At 61.4% G+C, this 22,006-nt stretch carries 23 protein-coding genes; 6 read left to right on the top strand and 17 right to left on the bottom strand.

Annotated features, from left to right (window positions below):
* Positions 1–3: 3 nt before the first annotated feature.
* The 5 genes from ACR0JC_RS05765 to ACR0JC_RS05745 all read right to left on the bottom strand — a co-directional run bounded on the left by ACR0JC_RS05765 (position 4) and on the right by ACR0JC_RS05745 (position 3,931).
* Positions 4–642 (bottom strand): glutathione S-transferase family protein, encoded by a 639-nt coding sequence (locus ACR0JC_RS05765; protein ID WP_170338133.1) that lies wholly within the window; start codon positions 640–642, stop codon positions 4–6.
* Positions 643–778: 136 nt separating this feature from the next.
* Positions 779–991 carry a hypothetical protein gene (locus ACR0JC_RS05760; protein ID WP_005981899.1) on the bottom strand — a complete coding sequence of 71 codons (213 nt, stop codon included), beginning with the start codon at positions 989–991 and terminating at the stop codon, positions 779–781.
* A 56-nt stretch (positions 992–1,047) separates the two neighbouring features.
* Positions 1,048–2,829 (bottom strand): acyl-CoA dehydrogenase C-terminal domain-containing protein, encoded by a 1,782-nt coding sequence (locus tag ACR0JC_RS05755; RefSeq protein ID WP_170338135.1) that lies wholly within the window; start codon positions 2,827–2,829, stop codon positions 1,048–1,050.
* Between the two features lie 46 nt (positions 2,830–2,875).
* Positions 2,876–3,277: a MerR family transcriptional regulator gene (locus ACR0JC_RS05750; protein ID WP_093962630.1), complete on the bottom strand. Its 402-nt coding sequence runs from the start codon at positions 3,275–3,277 to the stop codon at positions 2,876–2,878.
* A 285-nt stretch (positions 3,278–3,562) separates the two neighbouring features.
* Positions 3,563–3,931, bottom strand: a complete 369-nt coding sequence (locus ACR0JC_RS05745) for a MerR family transcriptional regulator (protein WP_093962629.1) — start codon at positions 3,929–3,931, stop codon at positions 3,563–3,565.
* Between the two features lie 113 nt (positions 3,932–4,044).
* On the opposite strand from ACR0JC_RS05745, the gene ACR0JC_RS05740 reads away from it, so the two are divergent.
* From ACR0JC_RS05740 to ACR0JC_RS05730, 3 genes are read left to right on the top strand one after another with little or no spacing between them, the layout of a single operon-like run.
* On the top strand, positions 4,045–4,464 hold the full coding sequence (locus tag ACR0JC_RS05740; RefSeq protein ID WP_093962628.1) for a PaaI family thioesterase: 420 nt from the start codon (positions 4,045–4,047) through the stop codon (positions 4,462–4,464).
* A 1-nt stretch (position 4,465) separates the two neighbouring features.
* Complete coding sequence (locus ACR0JC_RS05735) at positions 4,466–4,984, top strand: PaaI family thioesterase (RefSeq protein WP_170338137.1); 519 nt, start codon at positions 4,466–4,468, stop codon at positions 4,982–4,984.
* A 5-nt stretch (positions 4,985–4,989) separates the two neighbouring features.
* Positions 4,990–6,306 (top strand): MATE family efflux transporter, encoded by a 1,317-nt coding sequence (locus ACR0JC_RS05730; protein ID WP_170338139.1) that lies wholly within the window; start codon positions 4,990–4,992, stop codon positions 6,304–6,306.
* Here ACR0JC_RS05730 and arsC read toward each other — a convergent pair.
* Genes arsC through ACR0JC_RS05710 form a run of 4 tightly spaced genes read right to left on the bottom strand, consistent with a single transcriptional unit; the run spans position 6,303 to position 8,462 of the window.
* Positions 6,303–6,644: an arsenate reductase (glutaredoxin) gene (gene arsC, locus ACR0JC_RS05725; RefSeq protein ID WP_170338141.1), complete on the bottom strand. Its 342-nt coding sequence runs from the start codon at positions 6,642–6,644 to the stop codon at positions 6,303–6,305. The genes ACR0JC_RS05730 and arsC overlap by 4 nt on opposite strands.
* Positions 6,641–7,699 (bottom strand): quinone-dependent dihydroorotate dehydrogenase, encoded by a 1,059-nt coding sequence (locus tag ACR0JC_RS05720; RefSeq protein ID WP_170338143.1) that lies wholly within the window; start codon positions 7,697–7,699, stop codon positions 6,641–6,643. Before ACR0JC_RS05720 ends, arsC begins: the two co-directional genes overlap by 4 nt.
* Positions 7,696–8,127: a DUF1330 domain-containing protein gene (locus tag ACR0JC_RS05715; protein ID WP_170338146.1), complete on the bottom strand. Its 432-nt coding sequence runs from the start codon at positions 8,125–8,127 to the stop codon at positions 7,696–7,698. Before ACR0JC_RS05715 ends, ACR0JC_RS05720 begins: the two co-directional genes overlap by 4 nt.
* A complete protein-coding gene (locus tag ACR0JC_RS05710; RefSeq protein WP_170340004.1) occupies positions 8,124–8,462 on the bottom strand; it encodes a DUF952 domain-containing protein in 339 nt (112 codons plus the stop codon). Before ACR0JC_RS05710 ends, ACR0JC_RS05715 begins: the two co-directional genes overlap by 4 nt.
* Before the next feature lie 107 nt (positions 8,463–8,569).
* On the opposite strand from ACR0JC_RS05710, the gene ACR0JC_RS05705 reads away from it, so the two are divergent.
* Positions 8,570–10,147 carry a bifunctional metallophosphatase/5'-nucleotidase gene (locus ACR0JC_RS05705; RefSeq protein ID WP_170338148.1) on the top strand — a complete coding sequence of 526 codons (1,578 nt, stop codon included), beginning with the start codon at positions 8,570–8,572 and terminating at the stop codon, positions 10,145–10,147.
* 63 nt (positions 10,148–10,210) lie between these two features.
* On the opposite strand, the gene ACR0JC_RS05700 is transcribed toward ACR0JC_RS05705, so the two are convergent.
* Positions 10,211–11,863, bottom strand: a complete 1,653-nt coding sequence (locus ACR0JC_RS05700) for a tetratricopeptide repeat-containing sulfotransferase family protein (RefSeq protein WP_170338150.1) — start codon at positions 11,861–11,863, stop codon at positions 10,211–10,213.
* Between the two features lie 55 nt (positions 11,864–11,918).
* Here ACR0JC_RS05700 and ACR0JC_RS05695 point away from each other — a divergent pair, with 55 nt between their 5' ends.
* Positions 11,919–12,587, top strand: a complete 669-nt coding sequence (locus ACR0JC_RS05695; RefSeq protein WP_170338153.1) for an SOS response-associated peptidase — start codon at positions 11,919–11,921, stop codon at positions 12,585–12,587.
* A gap of 51 nt (positions 12,588–12,638) precedes the next feature.
* A complete protein-coding gene (gene mnmH / locus ACR0JC_RS05690) occupies positions 12,639–13,691 on the top strand; it encodes a tRNA 2-selenouridine(34) synthase MnmH (RefSeq protein WP_170338155.1) in 1,053 nt (350 codons plus the stop codon).
* Here the strand turns inward: mnmH and selD are convergent.
* The 7 genes from selD to ACR0JC_RS05655 are packed head-to-tail and all read right to left on the bottom strand — an operon-like array spanning position 13,682 to position 21,788.
* Positions 13,682–15,841: a selenide, water dikinase SelD gene (selD, locus tag ACR0JC_RS05685; RefSeq protein ID WP_170338157.1), complete on the bottom strand. Its 2,160-nt coding sequence runs from the start codon at positions 15,839–15,841 to the stop codon at positions 13,682–13,684. The genes mnmH and selD overlap by 10 nt on opposite strands.
* A gap of 4 nt (positions 15,842–15,845) precedes the next feature.
* Positions 15,846–16,232 (bottom strand): Na+/H+ antiporter subunit G, encoded by a 387-nt coding sequence (locus ACR0JC_RS05680; protein WP_170338159.1) that lies wholly within the window; start codon positions 16,230–16,232, stop codon positions 15,846–15,848.
* Between the two features lie 7 nt (positions 16,233–16,239).
* A complete protein-coding gene (locus tag ACR0JC_RS05675) occupies positions 16,240–16,509 on the bottom strand; it encodes a K+/H+ antiporter subunit F (protein ID WP_093962617.1) in 270 nt (89 codons plus the stop codon).
* Positions 16,506–17,003, bottom strand: a complete 498-nt coding sequence (locus ACR0JC_RS05670; RefSeq protein WP_093962616.1) for a Na+/H+ antiporter subunit E — start codon at positions 17,001–17,003, stop codon at positions 16,506–16,508. Before ACR0JC_RS05670 ends, ACR0JC_RS05675 begins: the two co-directional genes overlap by 4 nt.
* Positions 17,003–18,559 carry a monovalent cation/H+ antiporter subunit D gene (locus ACR0JC_RS05665; protein ID WP_170338163.1) on the bottom strand — a complete coding sequence of 519 codons (1,557 nt, stop codon included), beginning with the start codon at positions 18,557–18,559 and terminating at the stop codon, positions 17,003–17,005. Before ACR0JC_RS05665 ends, ACR0JC_RS05670 begins: the two co-directional genes overlap by 1 nt.
* Positions 18,556–18,915 (bottom strand): Na+/H+ antiporter subunit C, encoded by a 360-nt coding sequence (locus ACR0JC_RS05660; RefSeq protein WP_170338166.1) that lies wholly within the window; start codon positions 18,913–18,915, stop codon positions 18,556–18,558. The genes ACR0JC_RS05665 and ACR0JC_RS05660 overlap by 4 nt, the downstream gene beginning before the upstream one ends.
* Positions 18,915–21,788 (bottom strand): monovalent cation/H+ antiporter subunit A, encoded by a 2,874-nt coding sequence (locus tag ACR0JC_RS05655; RefSeq protein WP_170338168.1) that lies wholly within the window; start codon positions 21,786–21,788, stop codon positions 18,915–18,917. Before ACR0JC_RS05655 ends, ACR0JC_RS05660 begins: the two co-directional genes overlap by 1 nt.
* Positions 21,789–22,006: the final 218 nt, after the last annotated feature.

The following is a 22,006-nucleotide window of genomic DNA, read 5'->3' as shown; positions in this document are numbered from 1 at the left end:
TCCTCAAGCTCGATCCGACGGATTGCCGGGCATCAGGTCATAGGGGTGTTTCCATCCGGGCTGCTCGGACAGGCGGGTCAGCCAGGCGTCGATATGGGGCCATTCGGCGCGGTCAAAACCGAAGGGTTCGGGGTAATACAGGTAGCCGCAGCAGCTGAGATCGGCGTTGGTCACGCTGTCGCCGACGATCCAGTCGCGGCCCTCAAGATGCGCGTTCAGCACCTGATAGGCGGCCTTCAGGCGGCCCTGGTTGAAGGCGATCACATCCGGGTTGCGGTGCTCTTCGGGCAGAAAGTTGATCAGGAACCGGGTCATGCCAGCCATCGAGCTGAACTTGTGGTTGTCCCACAGCACCCAGCGCAGGATGTCATAGTTTTCTTCCCGAGTATTTCCGCCGAATTTACCTGACTTTTCGGTGACATAGGCCTGAATCGCGCCCGATTGGCTGGTCCGGAAATCTCCGTCGATCAACACCGGCGCTTCGCCCATTTCGTTGACTTCGGCGCGGTATTCGGGGGTTCGGGTCTGGCCGTTGAAGAAATCGACAAAGACCGGCTCCCATTCCAGCCCCGACATCTCGAGCGCAAGGGCGGCCTTGTACGAGTTTCCGCTTTCTCCGAAGCAATGCAGTTTTATCGTCATGCACTCACCCCTCCCAAGGCGGTTTGTACGGTTTCGTCACGCACGTGTTTCGAGAAAAACCTGACCGCGGGCCGCAGCCGCGTTCGGACTTGTCTTGCTGAAAACACGCCGGGCCTGGGCCAGGCATCGGGGTCGTCTAGCGTTTGCGCGCCTCAAGCTCGGAATTGAAGATGCGCAGCCGGTGGGTCAGGTTCTCTTCGTCGATCACGCTGTTGAAATTCTCGAACAGGAATGACAGCGCCTCTCCTTCGTCCAGCCCGGCCTCGCGGGCAAACCCCTTGAGTTTTCGATACCCGTCCTCGGTCATGGCGACGGGAAAGCGGCGGGTCAGGCGAAAGCGTTTTGGCATGTCATCTCCTCCATGAGCGCTGGTTCCGGGCGGGGTCGCCCGGAACCAGACTGGGATCAGAAGTTCGCCGCGTCCAGTGCCATCACCGTGTCGGCGCCGGTCTGGATCCGAGCCAGGTGCATGCCCGTGGCCGGCAGACGGCGCGCCATGTAGTAGCGGCCGGTGGCGATCTTGGTTTCGTAGAAGTCCTTGTCGGACGCACCGGCATCCAGTGCTTCCTGCGCGGCCTTGGCCATCTGCGCCCACATCAGGCCCAGGCAGACATGACCGAACATGTGCATGAAGTCATACGAGCCCGACAGAGCGTTGTTCGGGTTGGTCATACCGTTCTGCATGAAATACATGCCGGCGGCCTGCAGGTCCTTCGAGGCGGCCTTCAGTGGTTCGATGAACGCCTTGTCATAGGCTTCGTCTTTGCCGCTGTTTTCCTTGCAGAAGGTTTTGACCATGTCGAAGAAGGCCATGACATGCTTGCCGCCGTCCTGCGCCAGCTTGCGGCCGACCAGGTCCAGCGCCTGAACGCCGTTGGCGCCTTCGTAGATCATGGCGATGCGGGCGTCGCGGGTGTATTGCGACATGCCCCATTCCTCGATGTAGCCATGGCCGCCATAGACCTGCTGGGCCTGAACGGTCATGTCGTAACCTTCGTCGGTCAGGAAGCCCTTGATGACCGGGGTCATCAGCGAGATCAACCCGTCGGCATCCTTGTCACCCGAACGGTGCGCCTTGTCGATCAGGGTCGCGCCCCACAGGATGAAGGCCCGCGCGCCTTCCACAAAGCTTTTCTGGTCCATCAGGCTGCGGCGGATGTCGGGATGTACGATCAGCGGATCGGCCGGGCCGTCGGGGTTCTTGGCGCCGGTCACGTCGCGGCCTTGCAGACGGTCCTTGGCGTATTCCAGCGCGTTCTGATAGGCGGCCTCGGCCTGAGCCAGACCTTGCATGCCGACACCCAAACGCGCTTCGTTCATCATGGTGAACATGGCGCGCATGCCCTTGTGTTCCTGACCCAGCAGGTAACCGGTTGCGCCGTCATAGTTCATCACGCAGGTCGAGTTGCCGTGAATGCCCATCTTTTCTTCGATCTTGCCGACCGAAACACCATTGCGCTCGCCCAGGCTGCCGTCTTCGTTCACCAGGAACTTGGGCACGATGAACAGCGACACGCCCTTGATGCCCTCGGGGCCGCCGGGGATCTTGGCCAGCACCAGGTGGATGATGTTGTCGGCCATGTCGTGATCGCCGGACGAGATAAAGATCTTCTGGCCGGTGATCTTGTAGCTGCCATCGCCCTGCGGCTCGGCCTTGGTGCGCATCAGGCCCAGATCGGTGCCGCAATGCGGCTCGGTCAGGTTCATGGTGCCGGTCCATTCACAGCTGACCATCTTGGGCAGATATGTGTCTTTCTGCGCATCGGTGCCATGCGCCAGGATGGCCGAGGCCGCGCCGTGGGTCAGGCCCTGATACATGGTGAAGGCCTGGTTTGCGGCCGAGAACATCTCGCCCACGGCCGTGCCAAGAACATAAGGCATGTTCTGGCCGCCATATTCCTCGGGCATGTCCAGACCGGTCCAGCCGCCTTCCTTGACCTGCTCGAACGCATCCTTGAACCCGGTCGGGGTGTAGACGACGCCGTTTTCCAGCCGGCAGCCTTCGGTGTCGCCGACCACGTTCAGCGGGTGCAGCAGGTTGACGGCGACCTTGCCGGCCTCTTCCAGAACGGCGCCCGTGAACTCGGGCTCCAGCTCATCGTAGCCCGGAATATCCGAGGCCGAGATTTTCAGAACGTCATGCAGAACGAATTGCGTGTCTTTGGTAGGCGCGTTGTAAACGGGCATTTGAAGCTCCCTTAATTCAGATGTCCGGGTGGCAGGCGGCGCGGAGTTACTCGGCCGCCTTCTTTTCCTGTTTCATCGAGGCGATGACCTTCTCGCCCCAGCGCAACTGCTCCTTCAGATCGTCAATGGCCTGAGTCAGTTCCTCGCGGCGGGCTTCCATGTCCGCCAGACGCTCGCACGCGATTTCATAGGTGCGGGTCATCTGGGTCAGTTGCTGGTCGCCGACATGGTACAGATCCAGAAGCTGTCGAATCTCTTCCAGGCTGAAACCAAAGCGTTTGCCGCGCAGGATCAGCTTGAGCCGCGCCCTGTCACGTTTGGTGAACAGCCGTTTTTGGCCCTCACGGATCGGAAACAGAAGCTCTTTGGCTTCGTAGAACCGCAAGGTCCGCGGCGTGACGTCATAGGTCTCGCACATCTCGCGGATGGTCATAAGATCTTCGGTCATTGGTCACCCTCTCGTCGCTGGCGTCATGAGAAAGTTGCGCAGTCGATGGCCGCTTTACAACATGAGATTGACGTTTACGTAATCCAGACGCTGCGTCACAAAGAAATTGACGTAACTTCCGGTCGCGTAAAGCGGCGGGTTGGCAATTTTCTTTCCGTTGGGTCAGCCAAATCCATTGTAACCGCGCGGTTCGAATCCGACGGGCAGGCAGCAGGGCTCCAGCCGAAAAATGCAGATTTCCGGTGTAATGAGGGATGGATTTGGGGGGGGCTCGAACTGGCCGATTTAGGTCAGGGAGTTGGCCGTTTGATCGCGAAGGCGCTGCAACTCGTCCATGGCTTCGTCCAGTTGCTGACGCTGCTGACGCAGTTCTTCCATCTGGCGGTCGGCCATTTCGACAAAGGTGGCCATCTGGGCCTTGTTGCCTTGATCTTCGTAGATCAGCAACCACTGCCGGATTTCCTCAAGTGGGAAACCGAACTTTCGGCCACGCATGATCAGCTTCATCCGCGCACGCTCGCGCGGACCGTAAAACCGTGAACGTCCTTCCCGGTCTGGCTGCAGCAGCTCGATATACTCGTAGTAGCGCAGGGTGCGCGGAGTCACGTCGAACTCGGCGCACATCTCTTTGAATGACAAACGCTTGTCGGACATTCCTGTTCTCCTCGGTTGCAACCTAGGGCGTTGTGCGGACAAGCGCAACAGGCGGGCTTGCCCTTTGCGCGCAGAGCAGATCATAAAGGGGCAGGACAACAGGACTGAACCTCATGGTCGACAAAACAGTACTCGCCCGCCAGTTCATCGAGGCGATCCCCCATGCGCGGGCACTGGGCCTGACGCTGACCCATATCGGCGAGGGGGAGGCCGAGATCACCATGCCTTACAACGAGGATCTGATCGGCGATCCCCGCACGGGCGTGATTCACGGTGGGGCGGTGTCGGCCAGTCTGGATACCTGCTGCGGGGCTGCGGTCATGAGCCACCCGGCCGCGCCCGGCGGCACAGCCACCATCGACCTGCGCATCGACTACATGCGCGCCGCAACGCCCGGCCAGACGATCACCACCCGCGCGACCTGCTATCACATCACGCGCAACGTGGCCTTCGTGCGCGCAACCGCGATGGACGACGAACAGGATCGCCCGGTGGCCACCGCCTCGGGCGCCTTCACGGTCGAGGGGAAGTGACATGGCAAGACCCCGCCCCGAACCGATACAGGTGGTGAAACAGCGCCGCGACGCGGCCCTCAAGGCGCTGGTCGAGGGGGTTCCGTATATCCGGTTCCTCAACATCAGTTTCGATCGGCGCGGAGATGAGCTGACCGGAGTTCTGAATTTCGACGAAAAGCTGATCGGCAACCCGTTCCTGCCGGCGATTCATGGGGGCGTCACGGCGGCCTTTCTCGAGGTGACGGCGGTGATCACGTTAAGTTGGGAGCACCTGTTTCCACGCATCGAAAGCGGCGAGATCGACGCCGAGGACATCATCTCAGATCACAGTATCCGTTTTCCCAAGACCATCGATTTCACGGTGGATTACCTGCGCTCGGGCCTGCCGCGCGATGCCTATGCTCGCGCCTTCATCAGCCGGGCAGGGCGGCGGTACGCCTCGGTGCGCGTCGAGGCCTGGCAGGACAACCACGCCAAGCTGTTCGCGCAGGCCACAGGGCATTTCCTGATGCCGCAAGAGCCTTCGGCCAAGGGCTGAGCAAAATGCGGGACGCCTCGGCACCCATTACGCACAGACGGGTGCTGAAGATCGCGGTGCCGATTGTGCTGTCCAACGCGACGGTGCCGATTCTGGGCGCTGTGGATACCGGCGTGGTCGGCCAGATGGGGCAGGCCGCCCCGATCGGCGCGGTTGGCATTGGCGCGGTCATTCTGGCCACGATCTATTGGGTGTTCGGTTTTCTGCGCATGGGCACGACCGGTCTGGCCGCACAGGCCCGAGGCGCGGGAGACACGGCCGAAACCGGTGCTCTGCTCATGCGCGGTCTGCTCTTGGGTGGCGCGGCTGGGCTGTTCTTTATCGTGGCGCAGGTGGCGGTATTCGCAGGGGCGTTCGCGCTGTCGCCCGCCAGCCCCGAGGTCGAGGCGCTGACGCGCAAATACCTCGAGATTCGGATCTGGGGCGCGCCGGCGACCATTGCGCTTTATGCCGTGACGGGGTGGCTAATCGCGGTCGAGCGCACGCGCGGCGTGTTCGTCCTGCAGGTTTGGATGAACGGGCTGAACATCCTGCTGGATTTGTGGTTCGTGCTGGGTCTGGGCTGGGGCGTTGAAGGTGTGGCGGTGGCCACGCTGATTGCCGAATGGACGGGTCTGGCGCTGGGTTTGTGGTTGTGTCGCGATGCTTTCGGGGGCAATCAATGGCGCGACTGGGCGCGGATCTTCGACCCCGCCCGCCTGCGCCGGATGATGCAGGTCAATGGCGACATCATGATCCGGTCGGTGCTGCTGACCGGGTCCTTTACCACCTTTCTGTTCGTGGGCGCCGATCTGGGCGACGTGACGCTGGCCGCCAACCAGGTGCTGCTGCAGTTCCTGGAAATCACCGCCTTTGCGCTGGACGGGTTCGCCTTTTCCGCCGAGGCGCTGGTGGGCAGCGCCGTCGGAGCCAAGGACCGATACCGGGTCCGGCGCGCCTCGGTCATGGCGTCGCAATGGGGCGTCGGTGGGGCGTTGCTGCTGGGGGTCACTTTCTTTTTGGCGGGGCCGGCCTTGATCGACCTGATGGCAACAGCGCCCGAGGTGCGGATCGCGGCGCGCGAATACCTGATCTGGGCAGCGCTGGCCCCGGTGATCGGAGTCGCCAGTTGGATGTTCGACGGCATCTACATCGGTGCTACTTGGACCCGCGCCATGCGCACCGCCATGATCCAGTCGGTGGCGATCTATGTGGTGGCGCTGTTCCTGCTTGTGCCGACAATGGGCAATCACGGGCTGTGGGCCGCGCTGATGGTGCTGAACACCGCCCGCGCGGTGACGCTGGGCCTGCGCTATCCCCGGCTCGAGGCGCAGGTTGCCTAGAGCAGGGTCAGCAGGTTCTCGGGCGGGCGACCGATGGCGACCTTGTCGGCGGTGATCCCGACCGGGCGTTCGATGAGGATCGGGTTCTCGGCAATGGCCTGAACCAAGGCCTCTTCCGGCGTATCCTTACTCAGCCCCAGTTCCTTGAACCGCGCCTCGCCCTGGCGCATCATCTCGATCGCCGGGATGCCCAACCGGGACAGCACCGCACGCAGCTCATCCGCGCTGGGCGCGTCCTCGAGGTATCTGCGAACGATGACTTCGGCGCCGCGGTCCTGCAGCAGGGCCAGCCCGGCGCGCGATTTTGAACAGCGTGGGTTGTGCCAGTATTCGATCACAGCCAATCCTCTCGTTTGCTGCCGACGGCGTCGGCCACCGATTTGAACCCGTCCCGCGCCAGCAGGGCGTCCAGCCCCCGCGCGATCTCGGCCGCCAGCGACAGGCCACCATAGACCATCGCGGTATAGAACTGCACGGCCGAGGCCCCGGCGCAGATCTTGGCATAGGCCTGTTCGGCCGTGCCGATGCCACCCACGCCGATCAGCGGAATCTGCCCGTCGGTCATCTGGCTCAGCCGGGCCAGAACGCGGGTCGATTTCTCGAACAGGGGCGCGCCTGACAATCCGCCGGACTGATCCTTGTGCGGGCTGCGCAGCCCTTCGCGCGACAAGGTCGTGTTGGCGGCGATGACACCGTCGATACCCGTGTCACGGGCGACATCGGCGATGTCCCGCAGTTCGTCATCCGTCAGGTCGGGGGCGATCTTCAGAAACACCGGGATCGGCCGCGCCAAGGCATCGCGGGTGTCCAGCACACCTGCCAGCAGGGCGCTCAGCGCCTCTCTTCCCTGCAGGTCGCGCAGCTTTTCGGTGTTGGGCGACGAGACATTCACCGTGGCGAAATCCAGCCATTGCCCGCAATGGGCCAGCACCTGTGCAAAATCCCGCGCCCGGTCGGTGCTGTCTTTGTTGGCGCCCAGGTTCAAGCCGATCACCGCGTCCTTGGGGCGGTGCGCCAGACGCCGGGCCATCGCCTCCATCCCTTCGTTGTTGAAGCCGAACCGGTTGATGGCGGCGCGGTCCTCGGTCAGTCGGAACAGGCGCGGCTTGGGGTTGCCCGGCTGCGGGCGCGGTGTGACGGCACCCACCTCGATAAACCCAAAGCCTGCGCGTGACAGCGGGCCCAGAACCTCGCCATTTTTGTCGAACCCGGCGGCCAGCCCCACAGGGTTGGGCAGGTCCAGCCCGGCAAGTTGCGTGCGCAGGCGCGTCGAGGTGACGGGACCGGGCGCCGGGGTCAGACCCGTTTTCAGTGCCTTGATCGACAGGCCGTGCGCGGTTTCGGGGTCAAGGCGGTGCAGGGCCGCCAGCGCAAGTTTCTCGGTCAGTTTCATCCGAAGGACGTTCCGGTTGGGGCGGGGGCGGAGCGGATCAGGCGCGAGTCGGCCACAGCCGCCTGCCGGTGAATGACCGCCGCGCGGTAAGCCGGGTCGGTCACCATCTCCAGAAACGCATGGGCCGAGGGGTAGCGGGCGATGAACATCTCGTCCCATACCTCGTCCTGCGGGCCGATCAGCGTTGTTTGGAACGTGCCGCGCCAGATGATCGAGGCCCCCAGCCGCGCGATGATCGGCGCGGTTTCGGCCCCGTACCGGCGATAGGCTTCGACGCCGCTCAGCCCCGCGCCGGCCAGGTCGTGGCCTGCGGGATAGACGGCCTTGGCGCGGAACCGCACAAGGTTCAGCATCTCGATCGGGTGATCGCGGTCCAGCGCCTTGAACGCCTCGAACTGGGCGCGGTCGGGGTCGATATGGCCGGTCATTGCATCTCCTTGGGGAAGCGGTGCGCGCCGTTTTCCAGCGGTAGCGGCTTGGCCCAGACCACATCCGCCATGCGCATGTTGCGATAGAGATGCGGGAACAAGGCCCCGCCGCGCGAGACCTCCCATTTCAGATCATCGCCCATTTTCTGGGCATCGCACGCCACGAGGGTCAGGTTTTCGACCCCGGCAAAGTGTTTGGCCGCGGTCTCCGCCGCCTGTTCTGCGGTGGAAAAATGCACAAACCCATCGGTCACGTCGATGGGTGCGCCCCGGGTTTCGCCCTGTGCCTGCAGGGCCGCCCATTCCTCGGCCCGGAATATCTTGTAGATCAGCATGGCGCCGTGATGCCCCGCGCGCGGGGTAGAATCAAGCCGCATTTCCCCCTTTGACTCTTTGCCGCCCTCGGCGCACGATCCTGACAATCAATAACAGGGAGTTTCAAATGATTACCCGTTTCCTGACATCCGTCGCGGCCCTTGGCCTGACTGCAGGCATGGCGGCGGCCGACTACAAGCTGACCATTCTGCACACCAACGACTTCCATTCCCGGTTCGAGCCGATCAACAAATATGACAGCGGCTGTGGTGCCGAGGACAATGCCGAGGGCAAGTGCTTCGGCGGTTCGGCGCGACTGGTGACCGCGGTCAACGACGCCCGCGCACGGGCCGAAAACTCGATCCTCGTGGACGGCGGTGACCAGTTTCAGGGGTCGTTGTTTTATACCTATTACAAGGGCAAGGTCGCGGCCGAGTTCATGAACAAGCTGGGCTATGATGCGATGACCGTGGGCAACCACGAATTCGATGACGGCCCCGAGGTTCTGGCCGGTTTCGTCGATGCGGTCGAATTTCCGATTCTGATGTCGAATGCGAACATCGAGAACGAAGAACTTCTGACTGACCGGATCAAGAAATCGACCGTGATCGAAGTGGGTGGAGAGAAGATTGGCCTGATCGGCCTGACCCCCGAAGACACCGACGAGTTGGCTTCACCCGGGCCGAATGTCGTGTTCTCTGATCCTGTTCCGGCGGTTCAGGCCGAGGTGGACAAGCTGACGGGGGAAGGCATCAACAAGATCATCGTGCTCAGCCACTCGGGCTATGGTGTCGACCAGCGGGTCGCGCAGGAAACCACGGGTGTTGACGTGATCGTGGGCGGACATTCGAACACTTACCTTTCGAACACTTCGGACAAGGCCGCCGGGCCATATCCGACCGTTGTGAACGGGGTGCAGATCGTTCAGGCCTATGCCTACGGCAAGTTCCTGGGCGAGCTGAACGTGACCTTCGATGACGACGGCAACGTGGTCGAGGCGGTGGGTGAACCGCTGATCATGGACAATACCGTGACCGAGGATCAGGCTGCCCTTGATCGCATCGCTGAACTGGCCAAGCCGCTGGACGAGATCCGCAACAAGGTTGTGGCCAATGCTGCAGCTCCGATCGAAGGCGACCGGTCGATCTGCCGCGTGCAGGAATGCGAGATGGGTAACCTGGTGGCCGATGCCATGCTGGCGCGGGTCGCCGATCAGGGCGTTCAGATAGCCATCGCCAACTCGGGTGGCCTGCGTGCCTCGATCGACGCGGGCGACGTGACCATGGGCGAGGTGCTGACTGTTCTGCCCTTCCAGAACACGCTCTCGACCTTCGAGATCAGCGGGCAGGGCATCATCGATGCGCTGGAAAACGGCGTAAGCCAAGTGGAAGAGGTCAAGGGTCGCTTCCCGCAGGTGGCAGGGTTGAAATTCACCTGGGATCCGTCGGTTGCCCCCAACGAAGGTCGCGTGACCGAAGTTATGGTGGCCGAGGGAGATGGCTATGTGCCAATCGATCCGGCCAAGACCTATCTGGTGGTGACCAACAACTATGTCCGCAACGGTGGCGACGGGTACAAGATGTTCTCTGGCGAGGACAAGAATGCCTATGACTTCGGTCCCGATCTTGCGGATGTGACCGCGGAATACCTTGCGGCCAATGCACCTTACACGCCCTATCTGGACGGACGTATTCAGCAGAAGTGATTGCTGACACAAAGAAAGAAAAGGCCGCATCCAAGGATGCGGCCTTTTTTGTTGGGGTTCGGCTTAATCGAATTCGTATTCGGGCCACAACTCGGGGTCGAAACCGTCCAACATGGGCCGGATATAATCCGCAACCTGACGCCAGCCGCCAACCGATTTGGTCGAGATTTTGTTGCGCACCTGGTCGATACTGGCCGTACGCACCTGTTTCTTGTTTTCTTCCGGGTGCATCATGCTTTCGCGCCATTCGATCCCGCAGAATTCTGCAACCTGCTTGCTGTAGGTCTCGGGATCGGCCACCAGCTTTTCGTAGGGTACCGTCAGGATGCGATCCCCGAAGATAGCATCCCAATGCTGCATGTAGCGGCGATACATGTTGGCCGAGTGCGCGATCGAGTTCAGGTTCGATGCGTATCGCATTCCGCCCGCTGGAAAACGCCGGATCCATTTCGACAGGCCGACGTCCCGAGGGTCGCGCAGCATGTTGATGATCTTGGCGTTGGGGAAGGCTGCCAAAAGAAAACCAACACGCTGGTAGTTGTGCGGCATCTTGTCGACGAAAGCGATCGAACCCTCGGGGATCGGGGGCATCAACTCGCGGAAATGCTTGGCGAACTCAGCAGCTTCTGCGTCCGAGAATGCCTTCTTTTCGTTCGAGTATGGCGCCGAAAGGTCGGACCCGAGGTTCAGCTCTCCACATCCCGCGATGTCGGGGGCGGAACTCAGCATCATTTCCATCAAGGTGGTGCCCGACCGAGGCTGTCCGATCACGAAAATCGGCAAGGGCATTTCCTCGATCCCGGAACTTGGGACCGACGCGCTGTCAGGGAACAAGCCACAGATGCGGCGTAGTTTGCGCTCTTCTTCTTCGAAATCGTATGGGTTTTCGTCGTGCTGCACCCTGTTTGCGACTGCAAACTGCGCAAGGGCGGCCTCCAGCCCACCGATCTTCGATTGAAGCTGTGCCAGCGTGAATTCCAGAGTCGAATTGGGGTGTTTCCGCTTTGCGATCGCAGCCTCGACCCGAGGCAGCAATGCTTCGGCCTGTTCGGCGTCTACCATCGACGACAATTGGAACAACGCCGATGCGTGATACGGATCCTTGTCCAGCACGCGCCACAATAGGTCAGTACAGCCCTTTTTGTCGCCAGCCTGGTGCAGGTCCACCGCTCGGCGGAAGGCGATTTCGATGTTGTCGGGATCCAGCTCGTATGCACGCGCAATATCGGCCGAGGCCGCATCCACGAAGCCGACGCGCCCATAGGCCCTGCTGCGGGTGGACAGCAGCTTGGGGTTGTCCGGATCGGTCATCAGGCGCTTGGTGGCGTTCTCGATGATGCTGCGCCAGTTCTTGCCCTTGAGCGTGATTTCATCGATCACCCGGACGATCTCGCGGTTGCCGGGCATCTTTTCGGCCATCTTTTCGGCATAGGCCAACGCTCGCGCGATCTGGCCGGTCTGCATCAGGGCATTCGCAATGTTTTCGACGAATTGCGGGTCGTCCGGTTTCAGGCGGGCGGCTTCCTGGAAATGCGGCAGCGATTTCTTGTACTGCTTCATCTCGGTCAGAACGAACCCGGCAATCGCGTGGTAGTCCGCGTCTTTCGGGAATTTCTTGATGCCGAGGGTAGCTTTCTTCAGAGCCTGAGGAAGCTTGCCGGAGTCCAGATCCGCCACCGCCTTGGCCTTGAGGGAATTTGGTGCTTGATTTGTCATCTGACTGCGCGAGACCCTGTGCCTGATTGAAACTTTTGTTGTTGGTTCATTACCCATGTGCGGACGGTTTGCAATAACTCTTCCCAACGATGCCATGGCGCAGCTGTTCGTTGCGCGGCCTTCAAACGCATTGCCGGCGGTGCCCAACTACAACATCTGCCCGACAAATCAGGTGCATGTCGTGCGCGCCAGAGAGGGAGGGCGGCAGTTGGACCCGCTGCGGTGGGGTTTCTTGCCACATTGGTATAAAACCCAAAACGACGGTCCGCTGCTGATCAACGCGCGCGCCGAAACCCTGGCCCAGAAACCGGCATTTCGCGCAGCTTGCCGTGATCGGCGTTGCCTGATCGTGGCCACGGGTTTCTACGAATGGACCAAGACCCAAGACGGTGCGCGGCTGCCTTGGTACTTCCACCGCAGCGATGGTGCGCCCATCGCCTTTGCCGGCATCTGGCAGAACTGGGGCGAGGGTGAGGCGCGGCAGGCGACCTGCGCGATCGTCACGACCGCAGCCAACGACAATGTGCGTGCGGTTCATCACCGAATGCCGTTGATCATCGAACCGGCGGATTGGGCCTTGTGGCTGGGCGAGGTCGGCAAGGGGGCAGCCCTCCTGATGAAACCCGGCGCCGAGGATGTGTTGCAGTTTCACAGGGTCGGCACGGCCGTAAACTCCAACCGGGCCAGTGGGCCGGACCTGATCGCGCCCGAAGCCGATGAATGACAGCGGCGGGGCCTTCTTTTCTTTTGCCATCCTGCGCGCTAAACCCCTGTCATGGCCCTGAAATTCTCAAACCTGCCGCAGCTGTACGCGCATCCGTTCGATACGATCATCGATGTGCGCAGCCCGGCCGAATTTGCCGAGGACCATCTGCCCGGCGCCATCAACCTCCCGGTTCTGGACAATGAGGAACGAGCACGTGTCGGCACGATCTACGTTCAGCAGAGCCCGTTTCTGGCGCGCAAGCTGGGGGCTGCTTTGGTATTTCGCAATGCCGCCACCCACATCGAGACGCAACTCAGCCACCACGAGGGCGGTTGGCGACCTCTGGTCTATTGCTGGCGCGGCGGTCAGCGGTCAGGATCCTTCACCTGGATGCTGCAGCAGATTGGCTGGCGAGCCGAGGTCATCGAGGGCGGATACCGCAGCTATCGGCGTCTGGTGAAGCAGTACCTCTACGATGACCCGCTGCCGTTCAAGCTGGTGGCGTTGGACGGCTACACCGGCACTGCAAAAACGGAACTTCTGGCCCAGTTGCAAACGCGTGGGGTGCAGGTTCTGGATCTCGAAGCGTTGGCCAATCACCGCGGTTCGCTGCTGGGCGAGCAACCCGGCGGACAACCCAGCCAGAAAGCGTTCGAATCTGCCTTGGCCTCGGCCATGTGTGCGCTTGATCCGGCACGGCCCGTGTTGGTCGAGGCCGAGTCGTCAAAAATCGGTTCGTTGATTTTGCCCCCAGCGGTCTGGCAGAGCCTTGGCCAAGCGCCGCGAATACTTGTCACGGCAGATATCGAGGCGCGAACGGACTATCTGGTCGCTGCCTATGACGACATCCTGTCTGATGCCGAGCGTTTGCAGGACCGCCTGTCGCCGCTGCGGTTTCACCGGGGGCATGATGTCGTGGATGCGTGGATGGCTCAGATTGCCGAGGGCAACAAGAAAGCTCTGACGCGTGCCTTGATGGAGCAGCACTATGACCCGGCTTACGAAAAGTCGCGGAAAAACCACCAGTTTGATGTGATTGCGCGCGTGCATGCCGTGTCCTTGACCACGGACGGGCTGGATCAGGTCGCGTCGGAAATCGAAGGGATTGTAGCTCAGCTCTGAAGGCGCAGGCCGGGTGTGTCGCTCAATACACCGATGACTGCAGCCGGGTAACCAGCGGCACGCAAATGGTCGCAGATATTTCGTGCGTCGTCGGCCGAAACGGCAGCCAGCAACCCACCTGCGGTCTGAGGATCGAACAGCAGATCGGCTTTGCCGTCAATTGGAACTTCGGGCGCGATGGAACGATTGTCGTTGAACAAGCTGGACCGGACACCTTGCTGGCTGAGCTCGAGCGCCCCCTCCATGACCGGGACTGCGTCGAGATTCAGGACTGCGCCGCAGTTGGATGCCTCGCACAGTCCAACGAGATGCCCGGCCAGTCCAAATCCGGTGACGTCGGTCATGGCATGGGCTTGGGCCAGAATGCGTGCGGCGTCACCCTGCGGCCGCGTCATGTGGTCATAGGCGGACACTACCCACTCGCCGTTGGCTTGCCCTGCCATTTCTGCGGCCATCAGGACTCCGCTGCCAATAGGTTTGGTCAGGATCAACACATCACCGGGCCGCCCACCCGAAAGGGTGATCGGATCAGACTGGCACAAACCCGTGATGGTGAAACCGATGGTAAGCTCATCGCCCATCGAGCTATGGCCGCCGACGATCTCAGCGCCGGCGCTGCGCATGACTTCGGTCGCGGTTGCCATGATTTCAGCCATGGTGCGGTGTTGCAGCTGGGAGGACATGCGCGGCAGGATCAGAGTGGCCGTCGCGGCCTGTGGGGTCGCACCCATCGCCCAGATGTCCCCCAGTGCGTGAATGGCCGCGATGCGGGTCATCAGAACAGGGTCCGGAACGAAGCTGCGCAAATGATCTGACGTCAGCACCTGCCGGACGCCTTCAAAGGTCAACATCGCTGCATCATCCCCGGGCAGGGGCGCGATATCCGGACGGTCGGATCGCGGTACTGCGGACAGCGCGGCCTGCAAGGCGCCGCGACCTACCTTGGCGCCGCAACCGCCGCACATGGGCTTGTCGCCCAGAGCATCGCGCAGGCCATCCGCATGATGACGGGGAAGCGCGGGGCCTGGCATCTGGGGCAGCTCACGAAAGCGACGCATGAACTTCTGGTCGATATGGTTTTTCCACCGCCACATCACAGGTCCGCTGAATGACGTCCCAAAGCGCTCGGCCAGTGCCGAGCGTTCCCCCAGCGAGATCAGCTTCAGGTAATCCTTCTGCGGCTTGTACCGGCGCATGGTTCCAGCGCCGAGAGCTGCGCGCAGGTTGTTGAAGAGAACAGGAGCCTCTCGCACGGCAAAGACACCGGCCTTGGGGCGCGGCGTGTCATCCAGATGAGCGCAGTCGCCGACTGCGAAGACCGATGGATCGCTGGACTGCAAATACCCGTTCACTCGGATAAAGCCGTCGTGCAGGTCCAGTCCGGTCTGGCCGATCCAGTCATAGGGACGGGCGCCCGCCGCGCCGGTTGTGAAATCGGCCGTGATCTGACACCCATCGGTCAGTTGCACGCCTTCGGGTGTGATCTGCGCAATTTCGGCCTGTTCGATGCAGTCGATGCCAAGCTTTTCCATCGCCCGCCGAATGGTCTGGGCGGCTTTGGGGTTTATCGCGGTCAGGATTTGCGCCTTGTCGATCAGAGCGACCGTTGCTTGCCGACCCTTGGCGCGCAGGGCATGAGCCATGGCCATCGCCAGTTCGACGCCCGCGACACCGCCGCCGATGACCGCCACCGAAGCAGGGTCGGTTGTCTCCAGGTACTGGGCCCATTTTGCGGCAAAGGGACCAAGAGGTTTTGCCGGGATGGCATGTTCCGTGAACCCGGGCAAAGACGGCATGTCCGATGTTATTCCGACATTGATCGAGGCAACATCGAAAGCGACATCAGGATGATCGGCCACATTCACCAGCCGCCGGTTCGGGTCCAGGCCGATCGCGGCACCCAGAATGATCCGGGCCCCCGCAAACCGTGCCAGCCGGATCAGATCGATGTCCAGGTCGCGGCGGGCGTAGTGCCCCGCGACATATCCGGGCAACATCCCGGAATAGGGTGCGGTCGGGCCAGGATTGATTACGGTCAACCGCGCGCCGGGTAGGGGGTTCATCCCCCATTTCCGAAGGAACAGCGCATGCGTATGCCCTCCGCCCACCAGAACCAGATCGCGGGTAAGTGGTAACGAAGGTGTCTTCATGAAGTCAGTTCGCGCTGTGGTCCGGGACGTCTTCGACCTGCTCGACCGCGTGGGTGGCCCAGAGCTTGTCTTCGCCCGCGTCTGGCAGATCCTCGGGGGCTTCATGGCGGTGTATGTGCCACTTGGCAATGAACAGAGCCGTGATCGGAGCCGTCAGAAACAGGAACAGCGTGATCAGCAGTTCATGCATGGAAAGGCGCTGCTCGATCAGGATCGAATGAAAGATCGAGGCCAGCAACACACCGCCCACGCCCAGCGTGGTGGCTTTGGTCGGGGCGTGCAGCCGCGACATCGGATCCTTCAGCTTGATCATGCCGAATGACCCGACAAAGCCGAAAATCCCTGAAACGATCAGGAAAAACGCAATCAGAACCTCGAAGATGAATTCCATGGCGGCCTCACTCGATGATGTTGCCGCGCAGCATAAAGCGCGCATAGGCCACGGTCGAAACAAAGCCCAGCATGGCAATGATCATGGCGGCTTCGAAAAAGATCTCGGTGCCCAGATGCAGGCCGTACAGGATCATCAAGGCGATAGTGTTGATCACCATCGTATCAAGGGCGAGCACTCGCGTCCCCACACCGTCGGCGGTGATGATCCGCCACAGGCACATCATGATCGCGGCCCCAAAGCAGGCAAAGGCAAAGTAGATTGCATATTCGATCATTCGAAAATCTCCTTCAGGCGGCGCTCGTAACGCTGCTTGATCTGGTCTCGTACCGCGCCCGGATCCGGAGCGTCCAGGCAATGGACCAGCAGACAATGCCCTTGGGCCGAGAGGTCGCAACTGACGGTGCCCGGCGTCATGGTGATGGTTCCAGCCAGTACCGTGATCGCTTCGGGTGTGCGCAGTTCCAGCGGGATCGAGATCCAGTTCGGTTGTCTGTCCGCGTCGCGTTTGAACAGGATGATGCGGGCCACGGTCACGTTGGCCACCACGATGTCCCACAGAACCACGATCATGTACTCAACGACCATGGGCCAGTTCCGCAGGACGGGCCGGTCGGGCCAGTAGGGTTGGGTGATGAAGGGTATGATGATCCCCAGAAGCAATCCAAAGACCAGTGAGTTCAGCGAGGGCGCGTTGGCCAACAGCACCCAGACCAGAGTCAGCAGGAAGCTCAAATGCGGGTGGGGGAATATCCGGCGCAGCAGTTTCATCAGTCTTCCCTTCCCAATACGGCCGAGATGTATTGTTCCGGCGCGAACAGTTGCGCGGCGGTCTTGCGAGTGTAGTCCAGCGAGGGCCCGGCGAACAGGGTCAGCAGGACGAGCCCCAGAACCACTCCGAACACCGAGGTGAACGCCAGCCCCGGCTGCGGTTCAGGCGCGGGCCGGTGCGACGGTTCATCATCGTTGGTGGCCTCGGTTTCGGGTTCCGGTTCGATCTGGGTGCTGGCGTCATAGCTTTTCCAGAAGATCAGGGATCCGGCGCGGGCCAGACCTACGATGGTGACGAAGGACCCGATCAGAACGACCGCCCAGACCGCAGTGGCATCCGGCGCATACCAAGACGCATCCAGCACCAGAAGCTTGCCGATGAACCCCGACAAAGGCGGCATGCCCGCCATCGCTATGGCTCCTACGAAGAACAGCGCCGAGATCAGTCCGCTTTGCGGCATCGGCGGGCGGGGCGCAATGGCCCCTCCACGACGTTCCATCACCAGATCGGCCACCAGGAACAGCAGCGCGGTCGCCAAGGTTGAATGGTAGACGTAGTACAGAGCGGCGGCTGTGGCCGTCTCGGTGAACAAGGAAATAGCCACCAGCAGCGTTCCCATCGAGGCGATGGCGCAAAACGCAACCATGCGCGCGATGTGCCGCGTGCCCAGAATACCGATCGAGCCGATGGCAAGGGTCACCAGCGCGGCAGGTTGTAGCCAGTCACCAACCAGTCCTTCGGTGACGGCAACATCCGGGCCGAATGCCAAAGTATAGACCCGCAGGATCGAATAGGCCCCCACCTTGGTCATGATCGCAAACAGCGCGGCAACTGGCAGCGGCGCGTTGGCATAGCTGGCCGGCAGCCAGAAATGCAGCGGCAGGACAGCGGCCTTGATGCAGAAGACCAGCAGCAGAAGAACCGCACCCACGCGCAACAGGGCGGTGTCTTCGGCCGGAATTTCCGCGACGCGCACAGCCAGGTCGGCCATGTTCAGGGTACCGGTAACCGAATAGATCGTGCCCAATGCAAACAGGAACAGAGTTGACCCCAAGAGGTTGTAGGTGACGTATTGCACCCCGGCCTTCAGGCGTACCGCGCCGCCGCCATGGGTCATCAGGCCGTAGGAGGCGATCAACAACACCTCAAAAAATACGAACAGGTTGAAAGCGTCCCCGGTCAGGAAGGCGCCGCAGACACCCATCAGCTGGAATTGGAACAACGGGTGAAAGTGGTTGCCGCGTTCGTCCCACCCGGACGCGATGGCGTACAGCACGACAGGCAAGGCCAGCAACGCCGTCAGCAACACCATCATCGCGGACAACCGGTCAAGGACCAGAACAATGCCAAACGGAGCCGGCCAATCGCCCAGTTCGTAGACATGAATCTCGCCGCCCGCCGCCTGCGCAGTGATGGTCAGCGCGATGCCGAGCAAGCCCACCACACCGGCGACTGAAAAGATACGCTGCAGGTCCAGATGGTACCGCAGAACCATGATGATGAAGGGGGCCAGGATCGCGGGCAGGACGATCGGCGCAACGATCCAATGGTTCATGCGTCTTCTCCTGCGTCATCCACGCTGTCCTGCGCGGCCATGTCTATATGGTCATCCTTCGAAGACAGGTAGGCGCCCAGAGCGATCATCACGATCACAGCTGTCATCCCGAACGAGATCACAATCGCCGTCAGAACAAGGGCCTGCGGCAATGGATCGGTATAGGGAACCTCTTCGTATCTGTTCAGAACTGCAGGCGCGTTCACGGCCAGCCGTCCCGTGGCGAACAGGAACACGTTGACCGCATAGGTCAGCAGAGACAGGCCCAGGATGACCGGAAAGGTCCGACGGCGCAGGATCAGAAAGATCCCTGCGGCGGTCAGAACGCCAACGGCCGATGCGACGAGTGCTTCCATCAGCCCTGCTCCTTCGCTTTTTCTTGTTCTTCGGCCAGATCATCCCGCAACGGGTTGATGTCCATCGGGAATTCCTGCGCCATGCCCGGCCGCCACGCGAACCGCGACAGGCTGTCAAGAGCCAGCATTACGGCGCCCAGAACGGCCAGGAACACGCCTGTGTCGAACAGCATGGCCGTGGCCCATTCGAACTCTTCCAGCGGTGGCCAATGCAGATAGCCGAAATCGCTGGTCAGGAAGGGCCGCTCGTTGAACCAGGCGCCCAAACCCGTGGCTGCAGCGATCAAAACGCCCCAGCCGATTGTGCCATGGTAGTAGAACCGCTGCCGCTCGATCGCCCAGGTATAGCCACTGGCCATGTACTGCATCAGGAAGGCGATCGCGACCACCAGACCGGCGATGAACCCGCCTCCGGGCTGGTTGTGCCCCCGGAAGAAGATGTAGGCGCCCACCATAAGGGCGATCGGCATCATCACACGTGTGGCAACAACCATCATCAGCGGGTGTGAGTCACCTGACTGGGGCCAGTGCGGTTTGCGGTTCAGCAGGTAGGCGCGGACACTGGTGCCCAGCACGGCCTCGGTCAGGGCAAAGATGATCAAGGCCGCGATCCCCAGCACGATGATCTCGCCGAAGGTATCAAATCCCCGGAAGTCCACCAGGATCACGTTGACCACGTTGGTGCCTCCGCCACCCTTGTAGGAATTGGCCAGGTGGAACTCCGAAATCGTCGGGAAGGCGAAATCGCGCAGCATGAGCGCATAGATCAAGCCCCCGGCGCCGATGCCGGCAACCACCGAAATGGCCGCGTCTCGCCAGCGCCGCGCCGCGCTGCTGTCCCATGGGGTCTCGGTCGGCAGGAAGTTCAGCGACAGCAGCAGCAGGATCATCGTGACGACTTCGACCGAGATCTGCGTCAGGGCTAGATCAGGCGCGGACAGATAGTTGAAGGCCATCGACACGATCAGGCCAACGACACCGATCAAAACAAGCGACAGCAAACGGTTCCGGTGGAACCACATGATGCCCATCGTCGCCACGATCAGGCACAGCCAGCCGATGATCGGAATGATTGGAGCCGGCAGCGGAACCCGCGTTTCCACGCCAATCGTGCCGGTCGAATAGGCATAGTATCCAAGGCCGACCGTAAAGGCGATCAGGATGATCGCATAGCGGCTGATGACACCGTTGTGCAGCTCGTCCGTGATCCACCGGCTGGCGGCGGTCAATCCGCCGATCACGGCGTCGAAGATGGTCTTGGCCTCGGGGCGGGGCAGGATATTCCAGACCTGCTCGCCGCGGCGGTGCAAAGCCAACAGGAAGAGGCCGCCAAAAGTTGCGACGATCGACATGTACAAGGCAGGCGTGAACCCGTGCCACAGCTTCAGTGAGTAATAGGGCAGCTTCTCGCCGCCGATCACCGCGGAAGACACAACCGCAACCAACGGGCCGACGATGGCGGCCGAGTTCAGGCCGATCAGCACGACCAGCACAACCAGGAATGCCGGAGCCAGCCACAGCCCCACTGGCGGGTCATGCGGGTGCGCAGGGTAATCCTCGCGTTCTGGGCCCAAGAAAACGTGGGAGACGAACCGGAAGGAATATGCGGCAGAGAAGATCGCGGCCACCAGGGCAAGGGCTGGCACCAGATAGTGCGAGTTTCGCCAGACCGTGTGCACGGTTTCTTCCAGCATCATTTCCTTGGACAGGAAACCGTTCAAAGGTGGAATGCCTGCCATGGACAAAGCGGCGATTGTTCCAATCGTGAAGGTGATCGGCATCAAATGGCGCAGCCCGCCCAGGCGCTTGATGTTCCGGGTGCCGGTTTCGTGGTCCACGATCCCGGCGGTCATGAACAGGGCGGCCTTGAAGGTGGCGTGGTTGATGATGTGAAAGATGGCGGCCACGACCGCGATCTTGGTGCCAAAGCCCAGAAGCATCGTGACCAGCCCCAGATGCGACACCGTCGAAAAGGCCAGCAACGCCTTGAGGTCATCCTTGAACAGCGCGATCACCGCGCCGATCAGCATGGTCACCAGGCCGGTGGTGGCGACGATGTAGAACCACGCCTCGGTTCCGGCCAGAACCGGCCACATGCGCGCCATCAGAAACAGGCCAGCCTTCACCATCGTGGCCGAGTGCAGATAGGCCGAAACCGGCGTTGGAGCGGCCATTGCATGCGGCAGCCAGAAATGGAACGGGAACTGGGCCGACTTGGTGAAACATCCCAGCAGGATCAGTATCAACGCCGGCAGGTAGTAGGGCGAAGACTGGATCAGTTCGCGGTTCTGGAGGATCACGCTCAGGTCATAGGACCCCACGATATTGCCGAGGATCAGCATCCCCGCGATCATCGCCAGCCCGCCGGACCCGGTGACCGCCAGCGCCATCCGCGCGCCCTGGCGGCCTTCGGGCAGGTGTTTCCAATAGCCGATGAGCAAGAACGAACTGAGCGAGGTCAATTCCCAGAAAACCAGCAAAAGCAGTATGTTGTCGGACAGAACGATACCGACCATCGCGCCCTGGAACAGCAGGAGATAGGTATAGAATTGCCCCATTGGGTCTTCACGCGACAGGTAGAACCGCGCGTACAGGATGATCAGCAGACCAATGCCGAGGATCAGCAGCGCGAACAGAAATCCCAGCCCGTCCAGCATGAAATTGGCGTTCAACCCCAGCCCCGGAATCCAGTCGAACCGAGCGGTGACCACCGTGCCGTTCATGACGTCCGGGATATGAATCAGCAGCCCCATCAAGGCCAGAAACGTGGTCAATCCCGCTGCCGATGCGGCCGCGTTGCGCCCGGCGCGGATCAACAGGGCGGGAAAGACAGCTCCGAGGAAGGGAAGGGCCGCGATAAGGAATAGGGACAACTGCGATACTCCGGGCTGAGCGGTCAGGGTGCTGTTGATTTTGTAAGGATAATTTATTGACTGTCCAGCTATTGCAAGTTTTTCACATTGCACTACACCGCTCGGATTTTTGGCCAAAGCCTGCGCGAAAATGACGCGAACTTGATCTGCGCCCTGCTTTTCGGCGCAGCGTCGGAGGCGGACCCGTGATAAAACCGGTTTGGAGAAACCGGAGGGTG

The sequence above is a fragment of the Ruegeria sp. CH5 genome, assembly GCF_056537025.1.
Note: the sequence above shows the minus strand (reverse complement) of the source record. Positions and strands in the feature narration are given on the sequence as shown.

Bases quoted from the DNA above. Each gene is read 5' to 3' on its own strand.
- ACR0JC_RS05700 (WP_170338150.1), bottom strand. From the start codon at position 11,863: ATGACAAATCAAGCACCAAATTCCCTCAAGGCCAAGGCGGTGGCGGAT.
- ACR0JC_RS05660 (WP_170338166.1), bottom strand. From the start codon at position 18,915: ATGGAAGCACTCGTCGCATCGGCCGTTGGCGTTCTGACCGCCGCAGGG.
- ACR0JC_RS05730 (WP_170338139.1), top strand. From the start codon at position 4,990: ATGCGGGACGCCTCGGCACCCATTACGCACAGACGGGTGCTGAAGATC.
- ACR0JC_RS05760 (WP_005981899.1), bottom strand. From the start codon at position 991: ATGCCAAAACGCTTTCGCCTGACCCGCCGCTTTCCCGTCGCCATGACC.
- ACR0JC_RS05740 (WP_093962628.1), top strand. From the start codon at position 4,045: ATGGTCGACAAAACAGTACTCGCCCGCCAGTTCATCGAGGCGATCCCC.
- ACR0JC_RS05670 (WP_093962616.1), bottom strand. From the start codon at position 17,003: ATGAAACTGCTGCGCCGGATATTCCCCCACCCGCATTTGAGCTTCCTG.
- mnmH (WP_170338155.1), top strand. From the start codon at position 12,639: ATGGCCCTGAAATTCTCAAACCTGCCGCAGCTGTACGCGCATCCGTTC.
- ACR0JC_RS05680 (WP_170338159.1), bottom strand. From the start codon at position 16,232: ATGGAATTCATCTTCGAGGTTCTGATTGCGTTTTTCCTGATCGTTTCA.
- ACR0JC_RS05720 (WP_170338143.1), bottom strand. From the start codon at position 7,699: ATGAAACTGACCGAGAAACTTGCGCTGGCGGCCCTGCACCGCCTTGAC.
- ACR0JC_RS05765 (WP_170338133.1), bottom strand. From the start codon at position 642: ATGACGATAAAACTGCATTGCTTCGGAGAAAGCGGAAACTCGTACAAG.
- ACR0JC_RS05745 (WP_093962629.1), bottom strand. From the start codon at position 3,931: ATGTCCGACAAGCGTTTGTCATTCAAAGAGATGTGCGCCGAGTTCGAC.
- ACR0JC_RS05695 (WP_170338153.1), top strand. From the start codon at position 11,919: ATGTGCGGACGGTTTGCAATAACTCTTCCCAACGATGCCATGGCGCAG.
- ACR0JC_RS05705 (WP_170338148.1), top strand. From the start codon at position 8,570: ATGATTACCCGTTTCCTGACATCCGTCGCGGCCCTTGGCCTGACTGCA.
- ACR0JC_RS05665 (WP_170338163.1), bottom strand. From the start codon at position 18,559: ATGAACCATTGGATCGTTGCGCCGATCGTCCTGCCCGCGATCCTGGCC.
- ACR0JC_RS05675 (WP_093962617.1), bottom strand. From the start codon at position 16,509: ATGATCGAATATGCAATCTACTTTGCCTTTGCCTGCTTTGGGGCCGCG.
- ACR0JC_RS05735 (WP_170338137.1), top strand. From the start codon at position 4,466: ATGGCAAGACCCCGCCCCGAACCGATACAGGTGGTGAAACAGCGCCGC.
- ACR0JC_RS05750 (WP_093962630.1), bottom strand. From the start codon at position 3,277: ATGACCGAAGATCTTATGACCATCCGCGAGATGTGCGAGACCTATGAC.
- ACR0JC_RS05710 (WP_170340004.1), bottom strand. From the start codon at position 8,462: ATGCTGATCTACAAGATATTCCGGGCCGAGGAATGGGCGGCCCTGCAG.
- ACR0JC_RS05755 (WP_170338135.1), bottom strand. From the start codon at position 2,829: ATGCCCGTTTACAACGCGCCTACCAAAGACACGCAATTCGTTCTGCAT.
- ACR0JC_RS05715 (WP_170338146.1), bottom strand. From the start codon at position 8,127: ATGACCGGCCATATCGACCCCGACCGCGCCCAGTTCGAGGCGTTCAAG.
- selD (WP_170338157.1), bottom strand. From the start codon at position 15,841: ATGAAGACACCTTCGTTACCACTTACCCGCGATCTGGTTCTGGTGGGC.